A 22,398-nucleotide genomic window follows, 5' to 3' on the forward strand; every position below is an offset into this window, starting at 1 on the left:
TAAGGGCTTTTCATTGCTGCGGCGCGGGATTAAATCCTAAGAACTCACTAGGAGTGAGCGCACAGAAAGCCCCAGTTTCACTGCCCACCGCAGCGGTGCTTGATAAGGCTGCGGGTGGCGGTCCGCAATGAACCGATAGGCAGATTCATGGTGGGCACGCAGCATCTTGCGTGAATGCGCCGAAGTGGAATGCCCTTTAGCATGCGTAATCACCGCTGAGGGGCAAAAGACATTGACATACCCGGCCCGCGCAAGGCGGTCACCTAAATCAATATCTTCCAAGTACATGAAATAGCGCTCATCGAAGCCGCCAATGGCTTCAAAAGCATCCCATCGCACCAGCACGCAGGAACCAGAAAGCCAGCCGGCTGACCTTTCAGTGGTCATGTCCTCATCATCACGGTATGCCCGCGACCATGGGTTATTAGGCCAAATCTTCCCCAGAAGAGCATGCCCAACCCCGCTGATAATCGTGGGCACCGCACGAGCTGATGGATAGTTCGTGCCATCGGGTTCCACAATGCGCGGGCCAATAGCGCCGGCATTCCCCCAGCGCCTAGCCGCAGCAATGAGCTTATCGATACTGCCTTCGCTAAATTCCACGTCTGGGTTTGCCAAAAGGACAAAATCCGGGTCGATCTCCCCTGCCGCACGCGCGGCGCGCAAAGACTCAACGCCAGCATTCATACCGCCGCCATAACCGAGGTTTCCCCCGGTATCTAGAAATTCCACGCACTCGTGGCTGGCGGCAGCAGCCTGCGGGACCCCATCGGTGGAGCCATTATCTGCCAACACGATTCGCACGTTTTGATTTAGAGCATGCGAAATCGAGTCGATGAAGCGTCCGAGGTAGTCACCCGGTGAAAAAGTCACCGTGACAATGCCTAGGGGAAGCGCTTCCGCAGTTGGTTGAGATGTAGTTAAGTCGTTCACGATGGCACTTAGCGTACCCAAACCTACGTCCCCAAGCAGCCTTTGACACTGCCGGGGCCACGACCTGTGACCGCTAACTCACAATTGGCGTGAAACTATTTTGCCTTTGCTACTCCGACGCACCACAACCCCGTGAAATGGTCCATATATTATAAGGAGAAGTTTGAGATATTTTCGCCAGATTTGGCCGATCATTGCGCCAACGCTTTGGTATTGATGCGGGATTCATCGCTGCATGTCCTAGAATGAGTACCCACTAGACCAGCCCGCCTAATCAAATAGGGAAGCGAAAATTTAAGTGAGCTCTGAAAATTTCCGGAAAGCGCGTGATATTCAACCTGCGCCTACGCAAGCTCCGGCGACTTCTCAGACAGGTTCCGTGGCATTAAAGACCGTTATTGCCCTACTGTCTGTGATCATCTTGATTATTTCCGGCATTGGTTATTTCACCGTCGGCAGGCTCGGCGGCGGCATGTCTTCTGCGTCGAACCTCAACTTGGGCGGTGAAGACGGCGGCGGCCAGGGTTTCAAAAACAATATTGACGGCGCCGTTGATATCTTGCTGGTCGGCTCCGACTCCCGTACCGATGCCCACGGCAATAGGCTTTCCGATGAAGAGTTGGCGGCTCTTCATGCCGGCGTCGATGATGGCGAGGAAAACACCGATACTTTGATGGTCATTCGCGTGCCTGATGATGGCTCCCGTGCCACTGCTGTTTCTATTCCACGTGATACGTATGTTCACGATGAAGAATATGGCAACATGAAGATTAATGGTGTCTATGCTGCTCATAAGTCTGACGCCGTCGATAAGTTGGTGACGGAAAATGAAGCTAAGCGTGCAGAAGGCGCTGAAGATTCAGAGTTAATGACGGACAAGGAAATTGAGCAGGCTGGTGTGGATGCCGGCCGTGCGGCTCTGCTGGAGACTGTCCGCAGCCTTACCGATATTGAAATTGACCACTACGCTGAAGTCGGCCTTTTGGGTTTTGTGCTGCTGACCGATGCCGTCAACGGCGTAGATGTCTGCCTGAATAATGCCGTCGATGACCCAATGTCAGGCGCAAAGTTCCCTGCTGGTGAGCAGACGTTGAATGGCGCAGAAGCATTGTCGTTTGTGCGTCAGCGCTATGGGCTGCCACGTAATGACTTGGACCGTATCGTGCGCCAACAGGCTTTCATGGCTTCTTTGGTCAATAAGGTTCTATCGACTGGTACATTGACCTCCCCTGGCACGCTCAGTGGAATTTCTGAGGCAGTTGAGCGCTCCGTCGTGATTGATGAGGACTGGGACATCATGGGCTTTGCCACACAGCTGGCGAATCTCGCGGGTGGCAACGTTACGTTCAACACCATCCCGGTTACCTCCGTGGACGGTGTTGGTGACTACGGCGAGTCTGTTGTCACCGTTGACCCAAACCAGGTCCAGCAGTTCTTTGACGACTTGGCGGTCCAGGAAACCTCTACCGCTGCACCTGCACCGGAGGAAACTGAAGAGGAAACCGAAGACACCGGTGAAGAACCAGTCGCTGAAGACATCTCCCTGCACGTTCTCAATGCGGGTTCCGTGACAGGCATGGCTAGCGGTCTGACCGCATGGCTGGAGCAGACTGGCTACACCGTGGTGGAAACCTCCAATGCCATGCCGGGCATCTATGGCGAATCCCAGATTGTTGCCGCTGACCCACAAGACCCACGCGCGCTCGCCTTAGCTGAGCAGTTGGGTGGCCTGCCAGTGACCGCTAACGCTGGTCTGGATGCTTCTTCCATGGTGATTGTGACCGCCGATGATTACTCCGGTCCTTTGGATGAATCTTCCACTGAGCCTGAAACTTCCACCAACCAGCCAAGCGCTGAGGATGCAGTGGGCACCCCTGGTGAAGATTTCGGCGCTGCTGAGGTTAGCCCTGAAATCGACGCGGGTGGAGACGGCCCACGCTGCGTCAACTAGCACCGCTCACATAGTCTGAGTCTCGTTTAATCTAAAACCCGTGAATCTCGCTTCGCCGAGATTCACGGGTTTTGTTTACGATGGGCGAGTATGGACTTGCTTAATCATTTGTTGACTTCTGATGCCGCCACCCCTCGTTTGACGGTCTATAACGAATCCACCGGCGCACGCATGGATTTCTCAGCCCAAACGCTGGAGAACTGGGTCTCAAAGATTGCGAATATGCTCGGCGAAGAACTGGAATTGGATGAAGATTCCACTTTGCTCATTGACTTGCCTGTCACGTGGCAAGCCGCCGTCATCGCTCTTAGTTCGCTCGCCGCGGGTTCGTCTTTTGAATTCATTAATTCCGCAACCGTGGATGCCAACCTCACCGATTCCGGCGAGGAAGCTTTGACAGCTGATGCTGTGTTTACGTCAACTGACAAGTTTGAGCTTTATAGCGCGGGCAATATTGCGGTCGCATCTGATGGTTCTTCCCCGGATATCGTGCTGGTCACCGATGATCCTTTCGGCCGCGGGGTCGTAGAATCCGGCAGAAGTTTGCCTGCCGGCGCCGTTGACTTCGGCCCGACCGTTCGCTTCTACGGCGATGACTACTTCGGCCACACCACCCCACTACCAGAGCTTTATCCCGATGCAGGTAATCCAGAACGGCTGCTTTCCACCGGCTGGCACGATAATGACACCTTCACCCAGTCAGTCATACATCCACTTGCCGCTGGTGGTTCCGCAGTTATCGTCGCTGGTCTCAGCACCGCTGAAAGACTCGAGCACATTGCCAACAACGAAAACACCACCGCTCGGCTCTAGCTATGGCTCTAAACAGCTGAGCGCTCTTTAGCAATCAGCTGGGCCGTGCTCCCATGTCTCTCGCACCAGAGTTTCCAAAACATCAAGATCAACGTCTTCTGGTTTATTGACATAGACACACGATGCACCAGTGGTGTGCTTCCCAAGCTTGTGACTTAGCTCCTCCCACCGAAGGCTTTCCTGGAGCCCATACAGTGACAGTTTGGCTTTGCGTGGGGAAAAGCCCACGCGGAAAGTATCACCTTCACGACCGGTGGCATATTTATAATGCGCTTCACCGTAGCCAATCATGGAAGGGCCCCACAGCCTCGGGGAATCGCCGGTAGCCCGATTGAAGATCTCAAAAAGAATCTCCGCATGCCCCAAACGCCGAGCCTCGAGTGTTTCTAGGTACTCCTCTAGGTCAGAGTCACTGCCAGCATTAGTTTTAATATCTTCTGACTGCACTCCGGTGTGCCCGATACTCCACTCATTCTTGCGCTCCTCAGGCTGTGGAATATCTCCCGAAAGACTCAACCCGCGCTCGACTAAAGCTTTCTGTAGACGCTCCAAGCCACGCCTACCGACCCCATGGATGGCGAGCAATTTCTTGTAATCTTGCCCGTCGAGCGATTCCAAATCAGAGAAACCTTCTCCTTCTAATGCTCTACGAGCAGGACTGCCAACGCCAGGGATTGCATCAAATACTGTCATGCCACAATCTTAAACAGATCTATATACCCAGGATAGAGCTAGAATGCAGTATCAATCTTTTTGATGATGCATACACAAGCGACAATCGATAGCATAATTATTGCGAGGTTGAGCGGCGCCCGACGTAATCCCCCCGATGATTGTCCGGCAGCCCCGCCCCGACGAAGGTGAACCCTGGTCATCCACCCGAGACCAGGGTTCACCTCTTCATATTCCAAGCCTTAGTCCTCTGCATGGACTAGGGGCTAAGGGAAGGTCGTGTGACCATTTCGTGCAATTGCGCTATGCAATTACAAAGAGCGTAACCTAGTCATCTGGATCTTCAATCGCCGGCGAAAGGCACTTTTCGGTGGACATCACCTCATTCAATGACGCATTGCCCTATATATTTCTTGGAATCATCATCCTGATCGGTTCTACGGTCCAGGGCGTCATCGGATTTGGTCTCGGCACCATTGCGACCCCGATTATCGCTTTATTAAAGCCAGAACTGGTTCCAGTTGTCGTACTCTGCCTCGCTTTTGTCATTGCGTGCACAACCTTGCACCGTTCATGGGCTGAAACTGACTGGAAAATGGTCCTTTATTCATGCATTGCTCGTCTTCCAGGCACAGCTCTCGCAGTTTGGGCGCTCGCGGTATTGTCCACTAATTCTCTTCAGATTTTCATCGGCTGCGCCGTTATTTTCACCATGGTCTTGAGTTCATTGGGCTGGACCCCAAAAATCAATGTGGCTAACACAGTAATTGCGGGCGCAACATCTGGTTTCCTGGGCACTTCCACCTCCATTGGAGGACCCCCGATGGCGCTGCTCATGAAGTCGTTTAACCCCACTAAAGCACGCGGCACGTTGTCTGCGACATTTGTGGTGGGCAGTCTCGTATCGATGGCAAGCTTGGGCATCGGTGGGCAAATTAGTACCTATCAGCTCAAGGTCGCAGCCCTATATCTGCCACTCGCGATCATCGGACTATTCGCCGCTAATTACTTCAATCGTTTCGTTGACCGAGTAGTACTCAACCGGATTGTCATCATCGTATCCATTAGTGCATCGATCGTTCTGATCATTCAGGCACTCCTGCCCTAACCATCCATACGGATGGATAAAGATCACCAACATTTTTTGACCCCACAATGCCCGTTTAGGACTAGTGTGGGTAAGGTCAAGAAACAATTTTAAGGAGATTTACATGACCGCGAACATTTCAGAGGTTTTGTCCCAGGTGCCAACCGGACTTCTCATCGGTGGGCAGTGGGTAGATGCCAAAGACGGCGCGACCTTTGATGTGGAAAATCCGGCGACCGGTGAAGTAATTGCAACCCTCGCTTCTGCTGGTGAAGAAGATGCCAAGGCTGCTTTGGATGCAGCATGCGCAGTTCAGGATGAGTGGGCTGCGACCTCTCCACGTGAGCGCTCCAACATTTTGCGCCGCGCTTTCGACCTCGTGCATGAGCGTTCGGAAATCTTTGCAACCCTGATGACCTTGGAGATGGGCAAGCCTTTGGCTGAAGCCCGCGGTGAGGTCACCTACGGTGGTGAGTTCCTGCGCTGGTTCTCTGAAGAAGCAGTCCGTGACTACGGCCGTTCGTTCCCAGCGCCTGAAGGCACTCTGAACATGATCACCCGCCGCAAGCCTGTCGGTCCATGCTTGCTCATCACCCCATGGAACTTCCCACTGGCTATGGCAACCCGAAAGGTTGCTCCAGCTGTTGCGGCAGGCTGCACCATGGTCTTGAAGGCAGCGAAGCTGACTCCACTGACTTCCCAGTACTTCGCTCAGACCATGATTGATGCCGGTCTTCCAGCAGGTGTTCTCAACGTAGTCTGCGGTAATTCCGCTTCTGCTATCTCTGGTCCTTTGATGGCGGATTCCCGCCTCCGCAAGGTCTCTTTCACTGGCTCTACCCCAGTGGGCAAGACCCTGCTGAAGGCTGCTGCTGACAATGTTCTGCGCACCTCCATGGAGCTCGGCGGCAACGCACCATTCATTGTCTTTGAAGACGCTGATATCGACCAGGCTGTTGAAGGCGCTATGGGCGCGAAGATGCGCAACATTGGCGAGGCCTGCACCGCTGCTAACCGCTTCATCGTCCACGAGTCCGTAGCAGATGAATTCTCCAAGAAGTTCGCTGAGAAGATCGGCGCACTGAACCTGGGCAATGGCATGGATGAATCCGTTACCTGCGGCCCACTCGTTGAGAAGAAGGCGCAGGAATCCATTGCTTCCTTCGTTGATGACGCCGTGGAGAAGGGCGCTAAGGTTCTGGTCGGTGGCGAAAAGGTAGACGGCCCGGGCTTCTTCTACAAGCCAACCGTTCTGACCAACGTCTCAGCTGATGCACGCGTGGCTCAGGAGGAGATCTTCGGCCCAGTCGCTCCAATCATCACTTTCTCCGATGAAGATGAAGCGTTGAAGATTGCCAACGATACTGAGTTCGGCCTGGCATCTTATGTGTATACCGAGAACATGGACCGTATGTTCCGTGTTGCTGATGGCCTGGAGTTTGGACTGATGGGCGCAAACGCTGGGGTCATCTCCAACGCAGCCGCTCCATTCGGTGGCATGAAGCAGTCCGGCATGGGCCGCGAGGGCGGCGCCGAAGGCATTGAGGAATACACCTCCGTGCAGTACATCGGTATTCGCAACCCTTATACCAGTAAGTAAAGCAGCGCTTTAACTACTTAAAAGTCACCGTCTCCTCCAGTCATCAAGACGGAATGGAGACGGTGACTTTTCTGTGCCCACCTACTGTGGATTAGTGACGCAATTCGGAACGATCTTCAGCGGCGTATATTTCCTTGGAATCTATTGCCCCATCCATATCTGCCGAGGCAGCGGAAGTCTGGTGAGAGGATTTGTTTCGAATAGATTTGGAGATAAACCAGATTGCTGCGATCACTACTGCGGCAATAATCACGAGTACGAACGCTGTTACGGCACCATTACCGGTAAACAGAGCCATTATCGCGCTCCAGCCGGCAAGCCCGACGCCACTATAGATTGTTGCCCATGCCATCGCGCCCGGAATCTGGGCGAGGGTGAATTTCCACCATTGAATGCGCACCAGGCCAGCACCAGCGAGTACCGCAGTCTGCAAACCAACGGTGAGATAGCTCAACGGGACAGCAACGACACCGACCTTATGAATCAAGGTTCGGCCGGTTTTGGTCTTATCGCTATTGAGCCAGGCTTTGATCTTCGCCCATTTGCTCTGAGAATCGTTGTCGCTTCCGATATGAGTCGCAGCCCTCGATGCACCGCGACCAATCCAATAAGTGCCTTGTCCGCGAAGCGTTCCGAGTATGAACATAAAAACCCAGGCACCCCAGAATGGGAAGTCTGCAATCATCTCATTCAACTCAGCACTCGCTCCACTTATTCTCGTAGCGGTTTCGCAACACGCTGTACCTAACGTCCTACTTATCAATCAACGTTATTGGCACCCTTGAAATTCCATTAGCTATAGCTTACCTAAGTCATTTCTGGGATTCGGAATCGAGAAAGGCATCTCACATCCACACTTCCCAGCCCGAGATTCTGTATCATATGCACCTAAATCTTTCGCAGAAGTTCGCTTTCATTTCGCAAAGAATATGACCGAATGTCCAAAAGAGTACCCCCGTAGCTCGATCCGCGCCTATCGGTTTCATTCACTATCACTTCAAACCGTTTAATTAACGCTTTAACTTTCAGTTATGAATTAGACAAGGTTAACACCTTTCCATTACGGGAAAATTGCTACCGCATCCGAAACAGAAACGACACCTTTACTGTCATGACACATACACCCCCAAACTCCAATCACCCCCGGTAGAATTTTAAAGTTGCAGGCTAAGCACTTTCCCCACACCCCTGCCCCAAATTCCTGCACTAGGAGTTAAGACTTTTTGTATTGTGAGAGTCGTGCCTGACACAAATAGCGATCCCCAAAATTCCGCCGACGCCACTGCAACCACAAAGGGCAATGTCGGACAATCTGCGTCCCCAACCAAACCACCAGAAGGGTTCCGCCGTCCGCGTGGACACCGCGCCGGTTTGAGCATTGAGAAAATCGTAGATGCTGCGCGTTCATTGCCGCAGACCCAATTAAGCATGCAAGCTGTCGCCAACACCCTCGGTGTAGACCGCAAGGCGCTTAATCACTATGTCCACGATCGCGAGAACCTACTCAGCATCGTTGCTGGCATTGAATTTTCTGAGGCATTCGATGAACTCAACGTGCCACAGGACGCCGACTGGCGCACCGTTGCATCAGCATTCGCACACAGCACGGCAAATGGCATGCTCGCGGCTGGGCTATTGTCGGACTACCTGCAGACTGGGTCCAATAACGCCGCTCGCTTCCTGGATGCTTCCGAGCAGCTCATGCGTTCAATGACCGAAGCTGGTCTGGACATTGACCAGGCCATCCGTTGTTCCGCCGTCATCACCAATACCTGCGCTGCTTACACTCGCGATGTAGTCAATGCGCGAAACGCCATTGCGGCCCAGCGTCATGAGCTGTTGACCGAATCCCTGGAAAAAGAAGGCGAAGACGCGTACCCAACCTTGAGCCAGGTACCTAAGTCTTCCGCTCGAACCACTGATGATACCCAGCTGGATTTCGCGATTGAGCGCGCACTTGATGGCATTGAGGTTCTCATCCAGAAGAACAAGGGCAAATAAGCCTGCTCTAGAATAATGTGATGTAGCGTACAATCGGCGGCATGCAGAAGATCGTGCCCCACCTTTGGTTTGACCAAAATATTCGTGAAGCCGCCGAATTCTATACCTCCGCATTTCCTAATTCCCAAGCATCTACTGGCGTTGCCCACCCAGAAACTGGGGATCCCATTACCGCTGAACTTGAGATTGATGGCTATAAGATAGCGCTCATCAATGGCGGCCCGGATGCCAAGCCGACTCCGGCTATGAGCTTTTTCGTCAACTATGACCCTTCCAAAATGGAGAATCCACGTGAGGAGCTCCAATTGTTGTGGGACAAGCTCACCCAGGATGGTACCGTACTCATGGACTTGGGTGAGTACGCGTTCAGTGAATTCTATGGTTGGGTTGCTGACCGCTATGGCTATAACTGGCAGCTCATGTTGACCAACCCTGAGGGCGATCCGCGCCCATTCATCGTCCCAAATTTGATGTTTTGTGGCCCCGCTCAGGGCAAAGCAGCTGAAGCAACAGATGACTATATCGCGATTTTTGATGATGCCCAGCTCGGTAATCGCGTTACTTATGGCGCGATGGGCGCGGCAGGAACCGATTCGCCTGACACCATTCCACAGCAACACCACGTGGTGTTCTCCGACTTTCAGCTTATGGATCAATGGTTTAGCGCAATGGACTCTGGCGTGGAACAACCATTCACATTCAGCATGGCGACTTCATTCATGATCATTGTCAAAGATCAGGAAGAGCTTGACCGTTACTGGGATGCATTGTCTGCAGTTCCTGAAAAAGAAGTCTGTGGCTGGCTCGAAGATAAGTACGGGGTCAGTTGGCAGATTGCGCCTGAAAACCTTGAAGAGCTGCTCGCCCGTCCCCAGGGGTTTGAAAACATGATGAAGATGAAGAAGCTCATCATCGATGACTTTTAATCTCGACGCGAAATGTTAAGGAGCGTAGCGTGAAGTTTTATGGTTCCACCGAATGCAGCCGCTGCCGGGCAGCAAAAGCAACTCTTGATGAAGCTGGGACAGCCTATGAATTCATTGATGTCATCGGCTCCAAAGACAACCTCAAAGAGTTCTTGCAGCTACGTGATTCCAGCGCGCTCTTCGATCTCCCACGCAACGAAGGCCGCATTGGGATTCCAGCGTTTGTGACCGACTCCGGTGAAATCACACTATCTGTTGATGACGTTAAATAGCCCAAAGGAGACCAACATGGCTTTGAAGTTCTACGGCACGATGATGTGCCCAGATTGCGTTGATGCACATAAGGTGCTGGAAGATTCCCAGACCTCCTATGAATTCGTTGACATCACCGGCTCAGTTCCAGCGCTCAAAGAATTCACGCGCCTGCGCGATACTAATCCAGCCTTTGATGACGCTAAGGCCGAAGGTTATCTCGGCATTCCTGCGTTTATCGTCGATGAAGATGCAGCATCTGTCACGCTAAACGTTGAGGACGTTGTGCAAAAGTAGCGTTCCCCTCCCCCTGACTCACGCATTTATGGCCGTAGGTCACATTCTTACCTACAGTGGGATCTAGTTCCTAGAAAACTAAGAATGAAGTGAGGATAAGAATGCAACAGTACCGCACCCAAAACCCCGTCAATGATGAAATCATTGCAACTTATGATTTCGCTTCTGATGCTGACATCCAGATAGCGCTCGATGACTCCGCCTCTGCATTTAAAGAATGGTCGGCACGTTCTTTCGCCGAACGCGCCGAGGTAATGCACCGCGTGGCAGATTTGATGCTGGAGCGCCGCGTTGAACTAGCCCAGATTTCATCCCAAGAAATGGGCAAGCGCATGGGCGAAGCGGTGGGCGAGGTCAAGTACTGTGCTTCGATTATCAAGTACTACGCCGACAACGGTGAGCAGTTTGCTGCCGATGAAGAAATCCCCACCAACTCCCCCGGCAAGGCTGTCATCCGTCGCCTGCCGCTGGGTACCCTGCTGGGTGTCATGCCATGGAATTTCCCTTACTACCAGGTAGCACGCTTTATCGCGCCTAACCTGATGCTGGGTAATACTGCCCTGCTCAAGCACGCTGAAATTTGCGCCGGTTCCGCACTCGCGATCCAGACGCTGCTCAATGACGCTGGTGTTCCAAAGGGCGTGTACATCAATCTCTTTGCTACCCATGACCAGGTCGCGGATATCATCGCGGATTCCCGTGTAAAGGGCGTATCCCTCACCGGTTCCGAGCGCGCTGGCGAGATTGTTGCGGCGCACGCCGGCAAGAACTTGAAGAAGTCCCTGTTAGAGCTCGGCGGCAATGATCCTTATATCGTGCTCGATACCGATAATGTCGCCGAGGCAGCCTCTACTGCGTGGTGGACACGTATGTCGAACACCGGTCAGTCCTGTACCTCTAATAAGCGCCTGATTGTTCATGAAGACATCTATGACGAGTTCGTTGAAGAACTAGTCACCCTTGCTAATTCTATGGCTCCAGGTTCACCTGATGATCGTGATAATGCCAAGTACTGCCCGTTGTCTTCCCGCGATGCAGCAGAACGCCTGGCCAAGCAGATTGAAACCGCCTCCGCTAATGGTGCAACGGTGCGCGCGGGTGGCGTGCTCGCCGATGTCGGCGCGTACTACTCCCCAACCGTCTTGACCGATATCCCGATGGATTCTGAGTCCTTCCACCAGGAATTCTTCGGACCAGTCGCATCAGTCTATAAATTCTCTACCGACGAGGAAGCTGTAGCGATTGCCAATGATTCTCTCTTCGGTCTTGGCGGCTCGGTGCACTCCACTGATACTCAGCGCGCACAAAACGTCGCAGCTCAGATTCATACCGGCATGATCGCAGTCAACGCCACCGGCACTGCTGGTGCAGAGATGCCATTCGGCGGCGTGCAGCGCTCCGGCTACGGCCGCGAGCTGGGCCCTTATGGCATGGATGAATTCGTCAACAAGCAGCTCTTCTACGTCGCTGACTAAGTCCCGCTCTAACCGCAGGACTTTGTGTCACCATAGATGCCGCTCAGTACTGGCCTAATGGCAGGGCTTCGCCTAAGACCATGCCATTGCGCTTATCAAAGATTTGCTCACAGATGGCGAAAAGGTCAATGACTCCGCCATCGGCAAGTTCAATGCCTGGGTGCAGCCACTCATCCATCGGGTGCTGCATCCACCGTGCATCAGGCACGCGGTGACAGTAGAACTCACCGAAGATACGGATATACATGGTCTGCAAATAGAAGTTGCGCGGCTGGGAGAATTCCGCATAATCCGCGAATGTATCCAGCAGCTGGCATTCCAACTTCATCGCATCCGCAAAATTCAGTGCACGCGCATCAACGTCAAAGAAAATATCGCGGGTCAAAAAGTCCTCTAAGAATCCGCCGCTGTGGTTTACCCAGCCTTCGATATCATCCGCGGGCCAGTTCAAATCGATTGCTTCCACGCGCTTTCCGCTTGGCGCACGCGATGGCATCCCCTGGTGGCGCCACCCGGCGCGACTTGGCACTATCTGGCCGGGGCGCGGCACCGCAGGCATTCGGAATTCTTCAATATCTTCATCGGCGCCCACTAGGTACCACAGCTTCCACCTATCCATGGGAAGGGTATCCAGCAGGGCCACGAAAGCAGTGCCGATTTCCGCGCCGTAATAGTTATCGATGATCCCAGCAGCATGCTCGAGACCTTCGCGTGCATCACGCCCATTGGCTGCCAGGACCATCATTACTGATTTCCAATGCAGAGGGCTTAGGACGTATCCATCGATTAGCTCAAGCGCTAGGTTGAGCAAGCCCGAAATCGACCACGCGTGCAGGTCAATGTGGTCTTCAAAGATTTTCAGGCGCCCCAACACTTGCCGTTCAATCACCGTATTGATATCAGCTGTTGCCTGCACGCCGATTGTGGTGGGAATACGATCACTGAAATCATACGGACGCTGCACCCATAATTCACTCCAAGAGCGGGAGGCAAAACTCAACAATGAGTCTGTAATTTCTCCCGGCAGATATGGCTCAATCTGGTTGACATCAACAACTAGGCGGAAGATAGGTGTGAAGTAAGCAACCTCAGTTTCGCCAGACAACGTGGCCGAAGCGGTGGGCAGTTCAATCGCGATATACGTGTTGGCCATTCCGGCAACAGGCTTTATCCAAATGTGTCCATGTGGTGTGAACTCGTGCTTCTTCAGGGCCTTGCTCAGCGCTGTTTCAAGCTCACGTTCCAATGTCGTCATGGCCTTAAGTTTAGTGCTCAGCTCCACGCGCTGCAGGAAGCTTCGCCATCGGTGGGTTGAAGGTGCACGTATTCCTTACTCCGACAGATAATTCTTGGCAAAGCTATTACGCTGGGAGGCATGACTGATACACAGAAGATGAATGTAGAATCCTTCAACCTTGACCACCGTGCTGTCGCCGCTCCTTTCGTGCGTGTGGCAGACCGCAAGGAACTACCAGGCGGCGACGTACTGGTTAAGTACGATATTCGTTTTGCACAGCCAAACGTTGAGCACCTAGAGATGCCTACCGTGCACTCTTTGGAGCACATGCTGGCAGAGCTGCTTCGCAATCACACCGATAAGCTGATTGATTTTTCCCCAATGGGCTGCCAGACCGGCTTCTATGCCCTGACCTTAGGCGTGGAAATGGATGAGTTCCTTTCCATCCTGGAAAAGGGACTCAATGATGTACTCACCGCTACTGAAGTTCCAGCAGCGAATGAAGTTCAGTGTGGCTGGGGCGAGTCCCACTCGCTGGAAGGTGCACAGGATGCAGCACGTACCCTGCTTTCCAAGCGTGAAGAGTGGTCTCAGATTATGGCTGACGCATAAGCCGTTTCCCACTCATCTTTTACTCCGCGGATTTCAACCCTTGGGTTAGGCTCCGCGGAGTTTTTCGCTCTTCACGCGAAGGGTCTCCCACACCAGTTGGTGCAGTGGCGCTGTCGTATTGCTGCGCTGAGCAACCCTAACGATGCCGCCGACCTGGGAGTCCAGCTCGCTTGGAAGTCCCTCTAGGATATCGCGCTGCATGGATGCTGTAGCACCTTCTGGCTGCTGGTCGGTGAAGTGCATGACCTTATCCACAGCATCTTCTTTCAGCTCAATGCCGGCTGCCCGTGCTGTATCAGCAGCTTCTGCCATAAGAGCTCGCAGGCTCTCCCGGTACTGAGTGCGCAAGATATCAATGGGCTGTTCCATCACCGCGCCCAGGACGCCGAAACACGTCACCATCATGGCTTTCATCCAGACATCATGCAGAATCGCCGGATGGACCTTAGCCGTGATCGGAGTCTGGTCCAGGGCTTCTTTCAATGCCTGCACAACCGGCTCCGTGACCGGGTCCACTGAGCCGAAAGACAACGCCAATACGCCGCCCATGTGGTGCGCGGTGGCTGGTCCTTCACGGTGAATAAACGCACGCGCTACTGCCGGTATGAGATTTTCAGAACCATACTTTTCTTGAGCCAGCATGGGGTATTCCACAGAATTCTCCGTGGTCATGAACACCGCACCTGCAGGCAGCTTTTCCGGCAAGCTAGGTTCCCCGAAGATCTTGATGGCGGAGATAACCACGTCAGCGTGCTCTACCTCATCAAGGCTTGCCACAGTTGAAATGTTGGTGATGGTCTCTGTGCCCTCAGGATTGATCAGAGTCAAGCCCTCCGCGTCAATGACCTTGCGGGTTTCCTCCCTCACCACGTAGGTAATGTCATGGCCGGCCTTGGCCAGTTGTCCGCCGTAGTATCCGCCGATGGCGCCCGCGCCAATAAACACGATCTTCATGTCAGGTTGCTCTACTCTTTCTCTGTCTGTGGCGTCACCCTTATTGTTGTGGCGCGGTTAAAGAGCCGGACATAAAATCCGGCTCTTATGTTGGAACTAAATACTTTGTGAAGTGGCTGGATTCTTATGGGCGGGTCTGACCAGTACCCTGCAGAATCCATTTGGTGGAGGTCAGCTCCGGCAGCGCCATTGGTCCACGAGCATGCAGCTTCTGGGTGGAGATACCAATTTCTGCGCCCATGCCATAGACCTCACCATCAGTAAATGCGGTGGAAGCATTCAGCATGACGGCCGCTGCGTCTACTTCATTAGCGAACTTCAGCAGCACATCTGCGTCTTGTGCAGCAATGCCTTCGGTGTGACCAGTGGTGTATTGAGCAATATGCTTGATCGCTGCTTCGATACCGTCAACGCCGGTGATACGAGCATCAAAGGATAGGTGCTCATCAGTCCACTGCTCTGCCTCATGAACATTCTCAGCTCCCAGCGCTTTAAGCTCATCCAAGTAGCCGTGCACGGTGACACCAGCATCTTGGAATGCCTTAATAACGCGCAGCTTGGTCTCATCTCCGAGCGCATTATCCAGCAAGATCGTCTCAGTGGAGTTGCAGACGGAGCAGCGACGAGTCTTGCCATTAAGCGCCATGTCAATCGCTTTTTCAATGTCAGCAGAAGCGTCAATGTAGAAGTGACAGTTACCCGTACCCGTTTCAATGGTTGGCACGGTCGCGCCAGTAACCACAGCGTTAATCAGACCTGCGCCACCACGTGGGATAACCAGGTCCACCAAACCACGGGCAGTAATCAAGTCCTGCACGGAATCATGGGTCTCACATGGCAGCAGCTGTACTGCTTCGCGTGGGACGTCAAACTTCGCCAGGGTATCCTGCAGGATTTCTACCAGCTGCGCGTTGGAGTTGCGGGCAGACTTCGAGCCGCGAAGCAGTGCCACGTTGCCAGACTTGAGCGCCAAGCCAAAAGCATCAACGGTCACGTTCGGGCGTGCCTCGTACACCATTCCCATTACGCCCAAAGGGACGCGAACCTGCTTCATTTCGATGCCATTGTCCATGCGGCGACCCTGGAGCACCTCACCAACTGGATCGGACAGACCTGCAACCTGGCGTAGGCCACCAGCAATACCTTCGATTCGTTCAGCGCTCAATGCCAAACGGTCCAACAAGGACTCACTCATTCCGCGCTCGCGCCCAGCGGCCAAGTCAGCCTCATTGGCAGCGATAATATCGTCCGTCTGGGCAATCAAGGCATCGGCGGCAGCAAGCAGAATTTCATTCTTTTGTGGAGTAGCTAGACGAGCAACCGCAGGGGTTACTTCTTTGGCCTTGGTGGCCTTGTCCAATACTTCTTTACGTTCTTGATCACGATTAAGAGTTGATTGATCAGTCATGGCTACCAGTCTACGTAAAGTGCCCACCCCTTGGGCACAAATCTCACCAGGCAATCACATCGAAGTCATTCTGGGATTCTCACACTAACGGGTTAGCGCCCTATGGGCATTAGCCCTCGAGTTCACGGCGACGCTTGGCTGCCTGGCGAAGGCGTTCATTGCGCTCCGACGTCTCTTTTTCATTGATTTCCTGGAAGATCTCTTCTTCCTCATCATCCAATTGATAAAAAGACCGGATGGCAATAGAGCCGCCCACAGCCACAATTGGGAAAACCCAGAAGTAAGACCAACTGGTAAAGATCATAAAGACGAAGAATAAAATCATCGCCACAGACCAAATAGCTGAATCGAATTGCTCCACACGCTTGCCGCGTTTCACCAACGATTCCAGTTCCCTATCAGCGTCACGCTTGACGGGTGGTTGCGCGGTCTCGCGCTGCTGGGCATCAGGCGCCAAGTTAGGAATTGGTGCTAAAGAATTGACTGAAGGCAGATCTTTAAGCAAGACATCTAAGTCACCTCGTGTCCGCGCAACCGCGGCTTGACCAGTCCGTTCCTCAAACTCATTGATATCAATGTAGCCATCCGCGAAATGCGCTGAAAGCAGCTCCAAGACATGGCTGCGTTCTCTATCGCCTACGCGAATATGTGCAGAATCCGGCGACGGTTCAGGACTGGGTTGTTGAGGCGTCGTCATAACCAAAAGCCTATCAGTATTGATAGGCCCGAGCAGAGCCAATCCACTCGGGACATTTCTCTGGTCTCAAATGATATGAATCATTCTTTGACAGTTTCCCAGCATCTACCTAGCTATTGGGAATCTTCAGAATCTTTTTCACCTTCAATCGCCATTGATTCTCAGTAGTTGCGCAGTTGTGCCAGGCGTACTTGTTGTCTCTTTTCATTTACTTGCCTGCGGATTTCTTTGTCTTCAGCGCTAGGATCCACAATCAACGCAAGTGCGATGAGTACCGGAATGAGCAGCAGGTATAACCAGCTGCTCAACGCTCCAGCGAGGAATGGGACGGCAAGCATGGCGATTCTTAATGCAATAGCTCCTGCTTCGCGGATGGGCACCAAACGTGCGATGCGCTCAAGTTCTTGATTCGCGGAGACGCTTGCCATCTCAGCACTAGGGCCATTTCCATCGCCGTCTCCTACCGCAGTAGTGGGAATAAGGGAAGTAGACGGTAGGTCCTCAAAGAACACATTTAAGTGGTCTGAATGACGGGCATCGGCTACACGATCGGTTCTTTCCTGAACCTCTTCAAAGCAGAGATAACCACCAGCATAATGAGTGGACAGCGTATCAATGGCGCGGTTCCTATCGATATCCCCGATCCTTATCCCCTTGCCTGAAGGCAATGGGTCCGTATCGAAGGACTGGGCACTCATACCTGGAGCCTTATCAACGCACATCATTTTCAAGCATCATGAAAATGGACTAGATTCAGGGACTCAACGCAGCAGCCCAAACACAGGATGAGGGCTGATGTTCCATTATCTGGTCGTAAGTTAGTAACCCAGTTTCGGGTCAACTTCGGTGGGGATTTCCTCGCCGGCTTCTAGTGCTTTGAGTACCTCAACCGTGTGCGCACCAATGCGGTTGCGTACAGAATATGGCGGGTTGGCCAAGTGTGGGGTGATGATGCAATTGACTTCATCCCAGAGCGGGTGACCATCAGGCAGTGGTTCTGGGTCAGTGACATCCAAACCGGCGCCGGCAATCGTGCCATCTTTGAGTGCCTCAGTCAGAGCATCAGTATCCACCAGTGGTCCGCGACCCACGTTGACCACGACGGCATGCTTTGGCATCTTTGCCAGGGCATCAGCATTCACCATGTGGTGGGTTTCTGGTGTCAATGGTGCGAGCATCAGGAAGTAATCCGCCGCCGGCCACACTTCATCGATCTGGTCGAAGGTATAAACCTCATCAGCGCCCTCAACGGGTTTGCCGGAGCGATTAACAGCAATGATCTTCGGGCCAAAACCGCTCAGCATCGAAATGAGCTTCTTGCCAATCCCGCCGGCACCAATGATGGCAACGGTGGAGTCCTCAAAAAGAAAAGTGGTGTTCGCTTCAGCCTCATCGCGGACATCCCACGACTTCGCCAACGTCACGCGCTTGTGCGCATGCAGCTGCGCCAGCAGCAGGCCGATGGTGGATTCTGCGACCGTAGAATCATAGACTCCAGCAGCATTAGACCAGCGCACCCCGTACTTGCTGTGGGTGTCCGCAATCAGATCCAAAATGCCATCGACACCAGCAAAAGGAACCTGAATCAGCTGGACTGACTCCGGCAAATCCTCCGGGAAGTCTTCGGTTTTACCTGCAAAGAACAGTAGGTCGGGGTTCTCACTCAGCGCAACGTGGGTATGCCCCGCGGCATCGAGCGCCGCAGCGGATTCTTCCCACACAGCGGGGTGCATTGCGTACTTCATGGTTAATAACCTGCTTTCGGATCGACGTGGGTAGGAAGCGGTTGGCCCTTGGACCAAGCTTGAGCGTTGGCATTAAAGATGGCGCCCATGTGGAGATCGGCCACCTGCCAGCTTGCCCCAATATGCGGAGTCATGGTGCAATTTTTCAATTCATACAACGGGTGCCCATCCGGCAGCGGCTCGGGATCCATAACTTCCAGACCCACGCCGGCAATCTCACCAGTACGGAGAGCATCCACCAGGTCATCAGTGTTAACCAGCTTGCCGCGGCCCACGTTGACCAGGATGGCGGTATTCTTCATTTGCTTGAATTTCTCGGCATCTACCAGGCCTTCTGTTTCCTTGGTCAATGGCATAATCAGCACGACGAAATCGGCGGAAGACCAAACTTCGGCGGCATCGTCTAGCGCGAAAGTTTCATCTGCGCCTGTAACTTTTCGACCGGAACGATTTACAGCAGTGATGTGCACGCCGAACGGTGCAAGCATTGAAATTAATTCCTGCCCAATACCACCCGCGCCGAAAATTGCGACGCGCTTCTTCAGCTGACTTTCCGGTGAATACAGCCACGCCTGAGATTCATCAATGGCTTGCTTGCCATCCCAGGATGCTTCCAGCGCAAAACGCTTATGGTGATGCGCCTGCGATAGCAGCAGTCCAAGCGCTGATTCTGCGACAGGTTTCGCGAAAGCACCCGCGGCATTGCACCACGGGATGCTGGTCTCAGAAAGATGGCCAGCGGCAATCATCTGATTCACGCCAGCAAAGCAATGCTGGACAAACTCAATATTGTCCGGCATGACAGGAACTTCATCAGCAGCAACGGTGGTGTTGATATACACCTGTGCGTTTTCAATAGCTTCTACTTGCTTATGACCTGCTGCATCAATATCGGCCTTCATTTGCGGCCAAAAATGTGGTGCCATGAAATACTTCATGGCACCACATTACGTCACGGATATGCGCTTTATACCCGAGATGCGAAATTTGAAAGGTAATCCGCGTGAACTACCGGGCGGCGCAAACGGTCGGGCAATTCAGTCATCGGCTTGCCCGCCATCAGGCGCAGGTCGGTGGAGTCAACGCTGACTTCACCACGGCCAATGATTTGGCCTTCCGGACCAACGATTTCCACGATTTCACCTGCGGTGAACTCACCATCCACATCAGTGATACCCACGGATAGCAGCGAGTGGCGGTCTTTGGTCACTGCTTTCATCGCGCCAGCATCTATCCGCAGCACACCGCCGGTATCAGCGGAATACAGCGCCCAGAACTTCCAGGCACTGAGCTTACGCTCCGGACGGGTATGGAAGACCGTACCCACGCGGGTTTCACCGAGCGCGTCATGAATGCGCTCAGCAGAAGTCAGCAATACCGGAATGCCAGCGCGGGTAGCCAGGCGTGCCGCCTGAACCTTCGAGGCCATTCCACCGGTACCAACCTTGCCGCCATCACCGGCAGCGACCTCTTTCAGGTCTTCCCCAGAGCGAACTTCAGAAACGAATTTCGCATCTGGTTCGGCTGGATTCTTGTCATAAAGACCATCCACATCGGATAGCAGATAAAGGGCTTCAGATTCTGTTAGCTGGGCTACTAGCGCAGAGAGACGGTCATTATCACCAAAGCGCATCTCGGAGGTTGCCACCGTGTCATTCTCATTCACGATGGGAACAACGCCCCAGTGCAAAAGCTTGTCAATGGTTCGCTTCGCATTACGCGTGCGATCACGCTGACCGGAATCAGACGCGGTCAACAACACCTGACCAACGGTACGGCCATGACGTGCAAAGGAACGGGACCATTCATTGGCCAAGTGAATCTGGCCAACAGCGGCAGTCGCCTGCTTATCAGCAAGCCCACGCGGGCGCTGGTTTAAGCCCAAGGGGCGCATACCAGCAGCGACAGTACCGGAAGACACGATGATGACATCAGTGTTTTCCATTCGCTTAACAACTGCATCAACAATGCGATCAATCTTGTCGCTCGCGACCGAGAAGTCTTCTTCGGTCAGCGAGGAGGAACCGATTTTCACCACGATTCGATTCGCCGCATTAATCTGCTCACGCAGGGTAGCTTCTGGCAACAGGTCTGACAGGGACTCGGAAGTTGTCGAAGAACTCATGCCATGATTTTAACCCTGCCAGCGGTCCTCATTCGCGGATTCGCGGGTAATTTCTTCATCTTGACCGAAATCAAATTCATCAATAAGGCCACGACGTGCTTGGGAGGCGCGCTTACGCTCCGCAGCGGAGCTACGTGATGTTCCCAACAATCGCGCATCTTGACCGCGTCCTGCCAATGTTGGGTCGCCGCCAGTCATTGGTTCCCACTCAAATGTGATGTAGCTAATGGTCACAGGACAGCCTTCAACAGCACCCTGCTTGCGCAACTCATCTTCCACACCGGCCTTAGCCAAACGGTCAGAAAGGTAGCCCACTGCCTCATCATTTTCGAAGTCGGTCTGGATGATCCAGCGCTCAATCTTCTCGCCTTCAACAATGAAGCCGCCTTCGACCTCAGGGTCTGGCTTAACGGTGAAGTCAGCGAAACGCCCAGTGCCCTTCTTCTCCACAGCCTTCGGGCGAATAACGGTGTGTTCCTTATCCACCTTGACCTTCGGCTGGGACTTGCGATGCTTGGTCACCATTTCCAGCAGACGGTATTTCAATGGCTCTAGGCCCTTGCGTGCTACTGCCGAAATAATGAAGACTGGCCAGCCAAAGTGCGCCTCAAGGTCTTCTTTAACAAACTCAGCGAGCTCTTCGGCTTCAGGCACATCTGCTTTATTCAAAATGATGATGCGCTGACGTTCACGCAAGTCACCCAGACCGGTGTCTTCATCGAGCGCGGATTGGTAATTAGCCAACTCCTTTTCCAGCGCCTCAATGTCGGACTGCGGGTCACGTCCTGGCTCAATCGACGCAGTATCCACCACGTGTGCAAGTACTGCGGTGCGCTCAATGTGGCGCAAGAAGTCTAGGCCAAGGCCCTTGCCATCGGCTGCACCTGGAATCAGGCCGGGTACATCCGCGATGGTAAACGACGCATCACCCATGTCCACCACGCCCAGGTTGGGCTGCAGGGTAGTAAATGGATAATCACCAATCTTCGGCTTGGCCGCAGAAAGCACCGAAATCAACGAAGACTTACCGGCCGATGGGAAACCAACCAGGCCGACATCCGCCATGGATTTCAGCTCAAGCACCAGATCATGCTGCTGACCAGGCTCACCCTGGAGCGCAAAACCTGGCGCCTTGCGTTGCGCGGAGGCCAATGCTGCGTTACCAAGGCCGCCAAAACCGCCTTCCGCGGCGATGAAACGGGTGCCGGGCACCGTGAGATCGGCAAGCATATTGCCCTTGGCATCATGTACCACGGTGCCGGCCGGAACTTCCATGATCAGGTCTTCACCACGCGCACCATTGCGGTGGTCACCGGCGCCATTGCCGCCGCGACCGGCCTTAATGTGGGGACGGTAGTGGAAGTCCATCAGGGTGTGAATCTGCGTGGAGACTTCCAAGATGATGTCTCCACCGTGTCCACCGTTGCCACCGTCGGGGCCGCCGAGTGGCTTAAACTTTTCACGGTGTACGGAAACACAGCCGTGCCCGCCGTCACCGGCTTGCAGGTGTAGTACAACGCGGTCAATAAATCGTGCCAACTCGATAACTCCCCGAGACAAAAATAGATAGTGGCTTGCCAGTTTACCTGTAAACGAGCAACAAAAGTAAAAGA

22 protein-coding genes are annotated in these 22,398 nt (G+C 53.4%); 10 read left to right on the forward strand and 12 right to left on the reverse strand.

Features of this window, described 5'->3' with window-relative positions; genetic code table 11:
- Positions 1–36: 36 nt before the first annotated feature.
- Entirely contained in the window at positions 37–933 is an 897-nt protein-coding gene (locus ACG98I_RS08595) for a glycosyltransferase family 2 protein (RefSeq protein WP_394720035.1), read from the reverse strand.
- 298 nt (positions 934–1,231) lie between these two features.
- Between ACG98I_RS08595 and ACG98I_RS08600 the strand changes: the two genes are divergently transcribed.
- The gene (locus tag ACG98I_RS08600) at positions 1,232–2,884 is read left to right on the forward strand and encodes an LCP family protein (RefSeq protein WP_394720037.1); all 1,653 of its coding nucleotides are present in this window, start codon (positions 1,232–1,234) and stop codon (positions 2,882–2,884) included.
- Positions 2,885–2,974: 90 nt separating this feature from the next.
- Positions 2,975–3,697 (forward strand): TIGR03089 family protein, encoded by a 723-nt coding sequence (locus tag ACG98I_RS08605; protein ID WP_394720038.1) that lies wholly within the window; start codon positions 2,975–2,977, stop codon positions 3,695–3,697.
- A gap of 27 nt (positions 3,698–3,724) precedes the next feature.
- Here ACG98I_RS08605 and ACG98I_RS08610 read toward each other — a convergent pair whose 3' ends face one another.
- Positions 3,725–4,390, reverse strand: coding sequence for a DUF1801 domain-containing protein (locus tag ACG98I_RS08610; RefSeq protein WP_394720040.1), 666 nt, complete (start codon positions 4,388–4,390; stop codon positions 3,725–3,727).
- A gap of 349 nt (positions 4,391–4,739) precedes the next feature.
- Between ACG98I_RS08610 and ACG98I_RS08615 the strand changes: the two genes are divergently transcribed.
- Together ACG98I_RS08615 and ACG98I_RS08620 are read left to right on the forward strand one after the other, a co-directional pair.
- A complete protein-coding gene (locus ACG98I_RS08615) occupies positions 4,740–5,477 on the forward strand; it encodes a sulfite exporter TauE/SafE family protein (protein ID WP_394720041.1) in 738 nt (245 codons plus the stop codon).
- Between the two features lie 103 nt (positions 5,478–5,580).
- Positions 5,581–7,056: an NAD-dependent succinate-semialdehyde dehydrogenase gene (locus tag ACG98I_RS08620; protein ID WP_394720043.1), complete on the forward strand. Its 1,476-nt coding sequence runs from the start codon at positions 5,581–5,583 to the stop codon at positions 7,054–7,056.
- 91 nt (positions 7,057–7,147) lie between these two features.
- On the opposite strand, the gene ACG98I_RS08625 is transcribed toward ACG98I_RS08620, so the two are convergent.
- Complete coding sequence (locus tag ACG98I_RS08625) at positions 7,148–7,741, reverse strand: VTT domain-containing protein (RefSeq protein WP_394720267.1); 594 nt, start codon at positions 7,739–7,741, stop codon at positions 7,148–7,150.
- A gap of 554 nt (positions 7,742–8,295) precedes the next feature.
- Here ACG98I_RS08625 and ACG98I_RS08630 point away from each other — a divergent pair.
- From ACG98I_RS08630 to ACG98I_RS08650, 5 genes are all read left to right on the forward strand, one after another.
- A complete protein-coding gene (locus ACG98I_RS08630) occupies positions 8,296–9,057 on the forward strand; it encodes a TetR/AcrR family transcriptional regulator (protein ID WP_394720044.1) in 762 nt (253 codons plus the stop codon).
- A gap of 41 nt (positions 9,058–9,098) precedes the next feature.
- Positions 9,099–9,983, forward strand: coding sequence for a VOC family protein (locus ACG98I_RS08635; protein WP_394720045.1), 885 nt, complete (start codon positions 9,099–9,101; stop codon positions 9,981–9,983).
- A 29-nt stretch (positions 9,984–10,012) separates the two neighbouring features.
- On the forward strand, positions 10,013–10,255 hold the full coding sequence (locus ACG98I_RS08640) for a glutaredoxin domain-containing protein (protein ID WP_394720046.1): 243 nt from the start codon (positions 10,013–10,015) through the stop codon (positions 10,253–10,255).
- A 16-nt stretch (positions 10,256–10,271) separates the two neighbouring features.
- Positions 10,272–10,532 carry a glutaredoxin gene (locus tag ACG98I_RS08645; protein ID WP_394720048.1) on the forward strand — a complete coding sequence of 87 codons (261 nt, stop codon included), beginning with the start codon at positions 10,272–10,274 and terminating at the stop codon, positions 10,530–10,532.
- Between the two features lie 101 nt (positions 10,533–10,633).
- Positions 10,634–12,007 (forward strand): NAD-dependent succinate-semialdehyde dehydrogenase, encoded by a 1,374-nt coding sequence (locus ACG98I_RS08650; protein ID WP_394720049.1) that lies wholly within the window; start codon positions 10,634–10,636, stop codon positions 12,005–12,007.
- Positions 12,008–12,050: 43 nt separating this feature from the next.
- Here the strand turns inward: ACG98I_RS08650 and ACG98I_RS08655 are convergent, their stop codons facing one another.
- Positions 12,051–13,262, reverse strand: a complete 1,212-nt coding sequence (locus ACG98I_RS08655) for a hypothetical protein (protein WP_394720051.1) — start codon at positions 13,260–13,262, stop codon at positions 12,051–12,053.
- 120 nt (positions 13,263–13,382) lie between these two features.
- On the opposite strand from ACG98I_RS08655, the gene ACG98I_RS08660 reads away from it, so the two are divergent.
- Positions 13,383–13,856 (forward strand): S-ribosylhomocysteine lyase, encoded by a 474-nt coding sequence (locus ACG98I_RS08660; protein ID WP_394720053.1) that lies wholly within the window; start codon positions 13,383–13,385, stop codon positions 13,854–13,856.
- A gap of 45 nt (positions 13,857–13,901) precedes the next feature.
- On the opposite strand, the gene ACG98I_RS08665 is transcribed toward ACG98I_RS08660, so the two are convergent.
- From ACG98I_RS08665 to obgE, 8 genes are all read right to left on the reverse strand, one after another.
- Positions 13,902–14,810, reverse strand: coding sequence for a 2-dehydropantoate 2-reductase (locus tag ACG98I_RS08665; protein WP_394720054.1), 909 nt, complete (start codon positions 14,808–14,810; stop codon positions 13,902–13,904).
- A 124-nt stretch (positions 14,811–14,934) separates the two neighbouring features.
- A complete protein-coding gene (locus ACG98I_RS08670; protein WP_394720056.1) occupies positions 14,935–16,218 on the reverse strand; it encodes a glutamate-5-semialdehyde dehydrogenase in 1,284 nt (427 codons plus the stop codon).
- 109 nt (positions 16,219–16,327) lie between these two features.
- On the reverse strand, positions 16,328–16,915 hold the full coding sequence (locus ACG98I_RS08675; protein ID WP_394720057.1) for a DUF1707 domain-containing protein: 588 nt from the start codon (positions 16,913–16,915) through the stop codon (positions 16,328–16,330).
- A 161-nt stretch (positions 16,916–17,076) separates the two neighbouring features.
- Positions 17,077–17,613, reverse strand: a complete 537-nt coding sequence (locus ACG98I_RS08680) for a DUF1707 domain-containing protein (protein WP_394720059.1) — start codon at positions 17,611–17,613, stop codon at positions 17,077–17,079.
- 120 nt (positions 17,614–17,733) lie between these two features.
- Positions 17,734–18,660: a D-isomer specific 2-hydroxyacid dehydrogenase family protein gene (locus ACG98I_RS08685; RefSeq protein WP_394720061.1), complete on the reverse strand. Its 927-nt coding sequence runs from the start codon at positions 18,658–18,660 to the stop codon at positions 17,734–17,736.
- A 2-nt stretch (positions 18,661–18,662) separates the two neighbouring features.
- Positions 18,663–19,598, reverse strand: coding sequence for a D-isomer specific 2-hydroxyacid dehydrogenase family protein (locus ACG98I_RS08690; protein WP_394720062.1), 936 nt, complete (start codon positions 19,596–19,598; stop codon positions 18,663–18,665).
- 29 nt (positions 19,599–19,627) lie between these two features.
- Positions 19,628–20,785 (reverse strand): glutamate 5-kinase, encoded by a 1,158-nt coding sequence (gene proB, locus ACG98I_RS08695; protein ID WP_394720064.1) that lies wholly within the window; start codon positions 20,783–20,785, stop codon positions 19,628–19,630.
- Between the two features lie 9 nt (positions 20,786–20,794).
- Positions 20,795–22,324, reverse strand: coding sequence for a GTPase ObgE (obgE, locus tag ACG98I_RS08700; protein ID WP_394720066.1), 1,530 nt, complete (start codon positions 22,322–22,324; stop codon positions 20,795–20,797).
- Between the last annotated feature and the right edge of the window lie 74 nt (positions 22,325–22,398).

The sequence above is a fragment of the Corynebacterium sp. L4757 genome (assembly GCF_043673995.1).
GTDB lineage: Bacteria > Actinomycetota > Actinomycetes > Mycobacteriales > Mycobacteriaceae > Corynebacterium.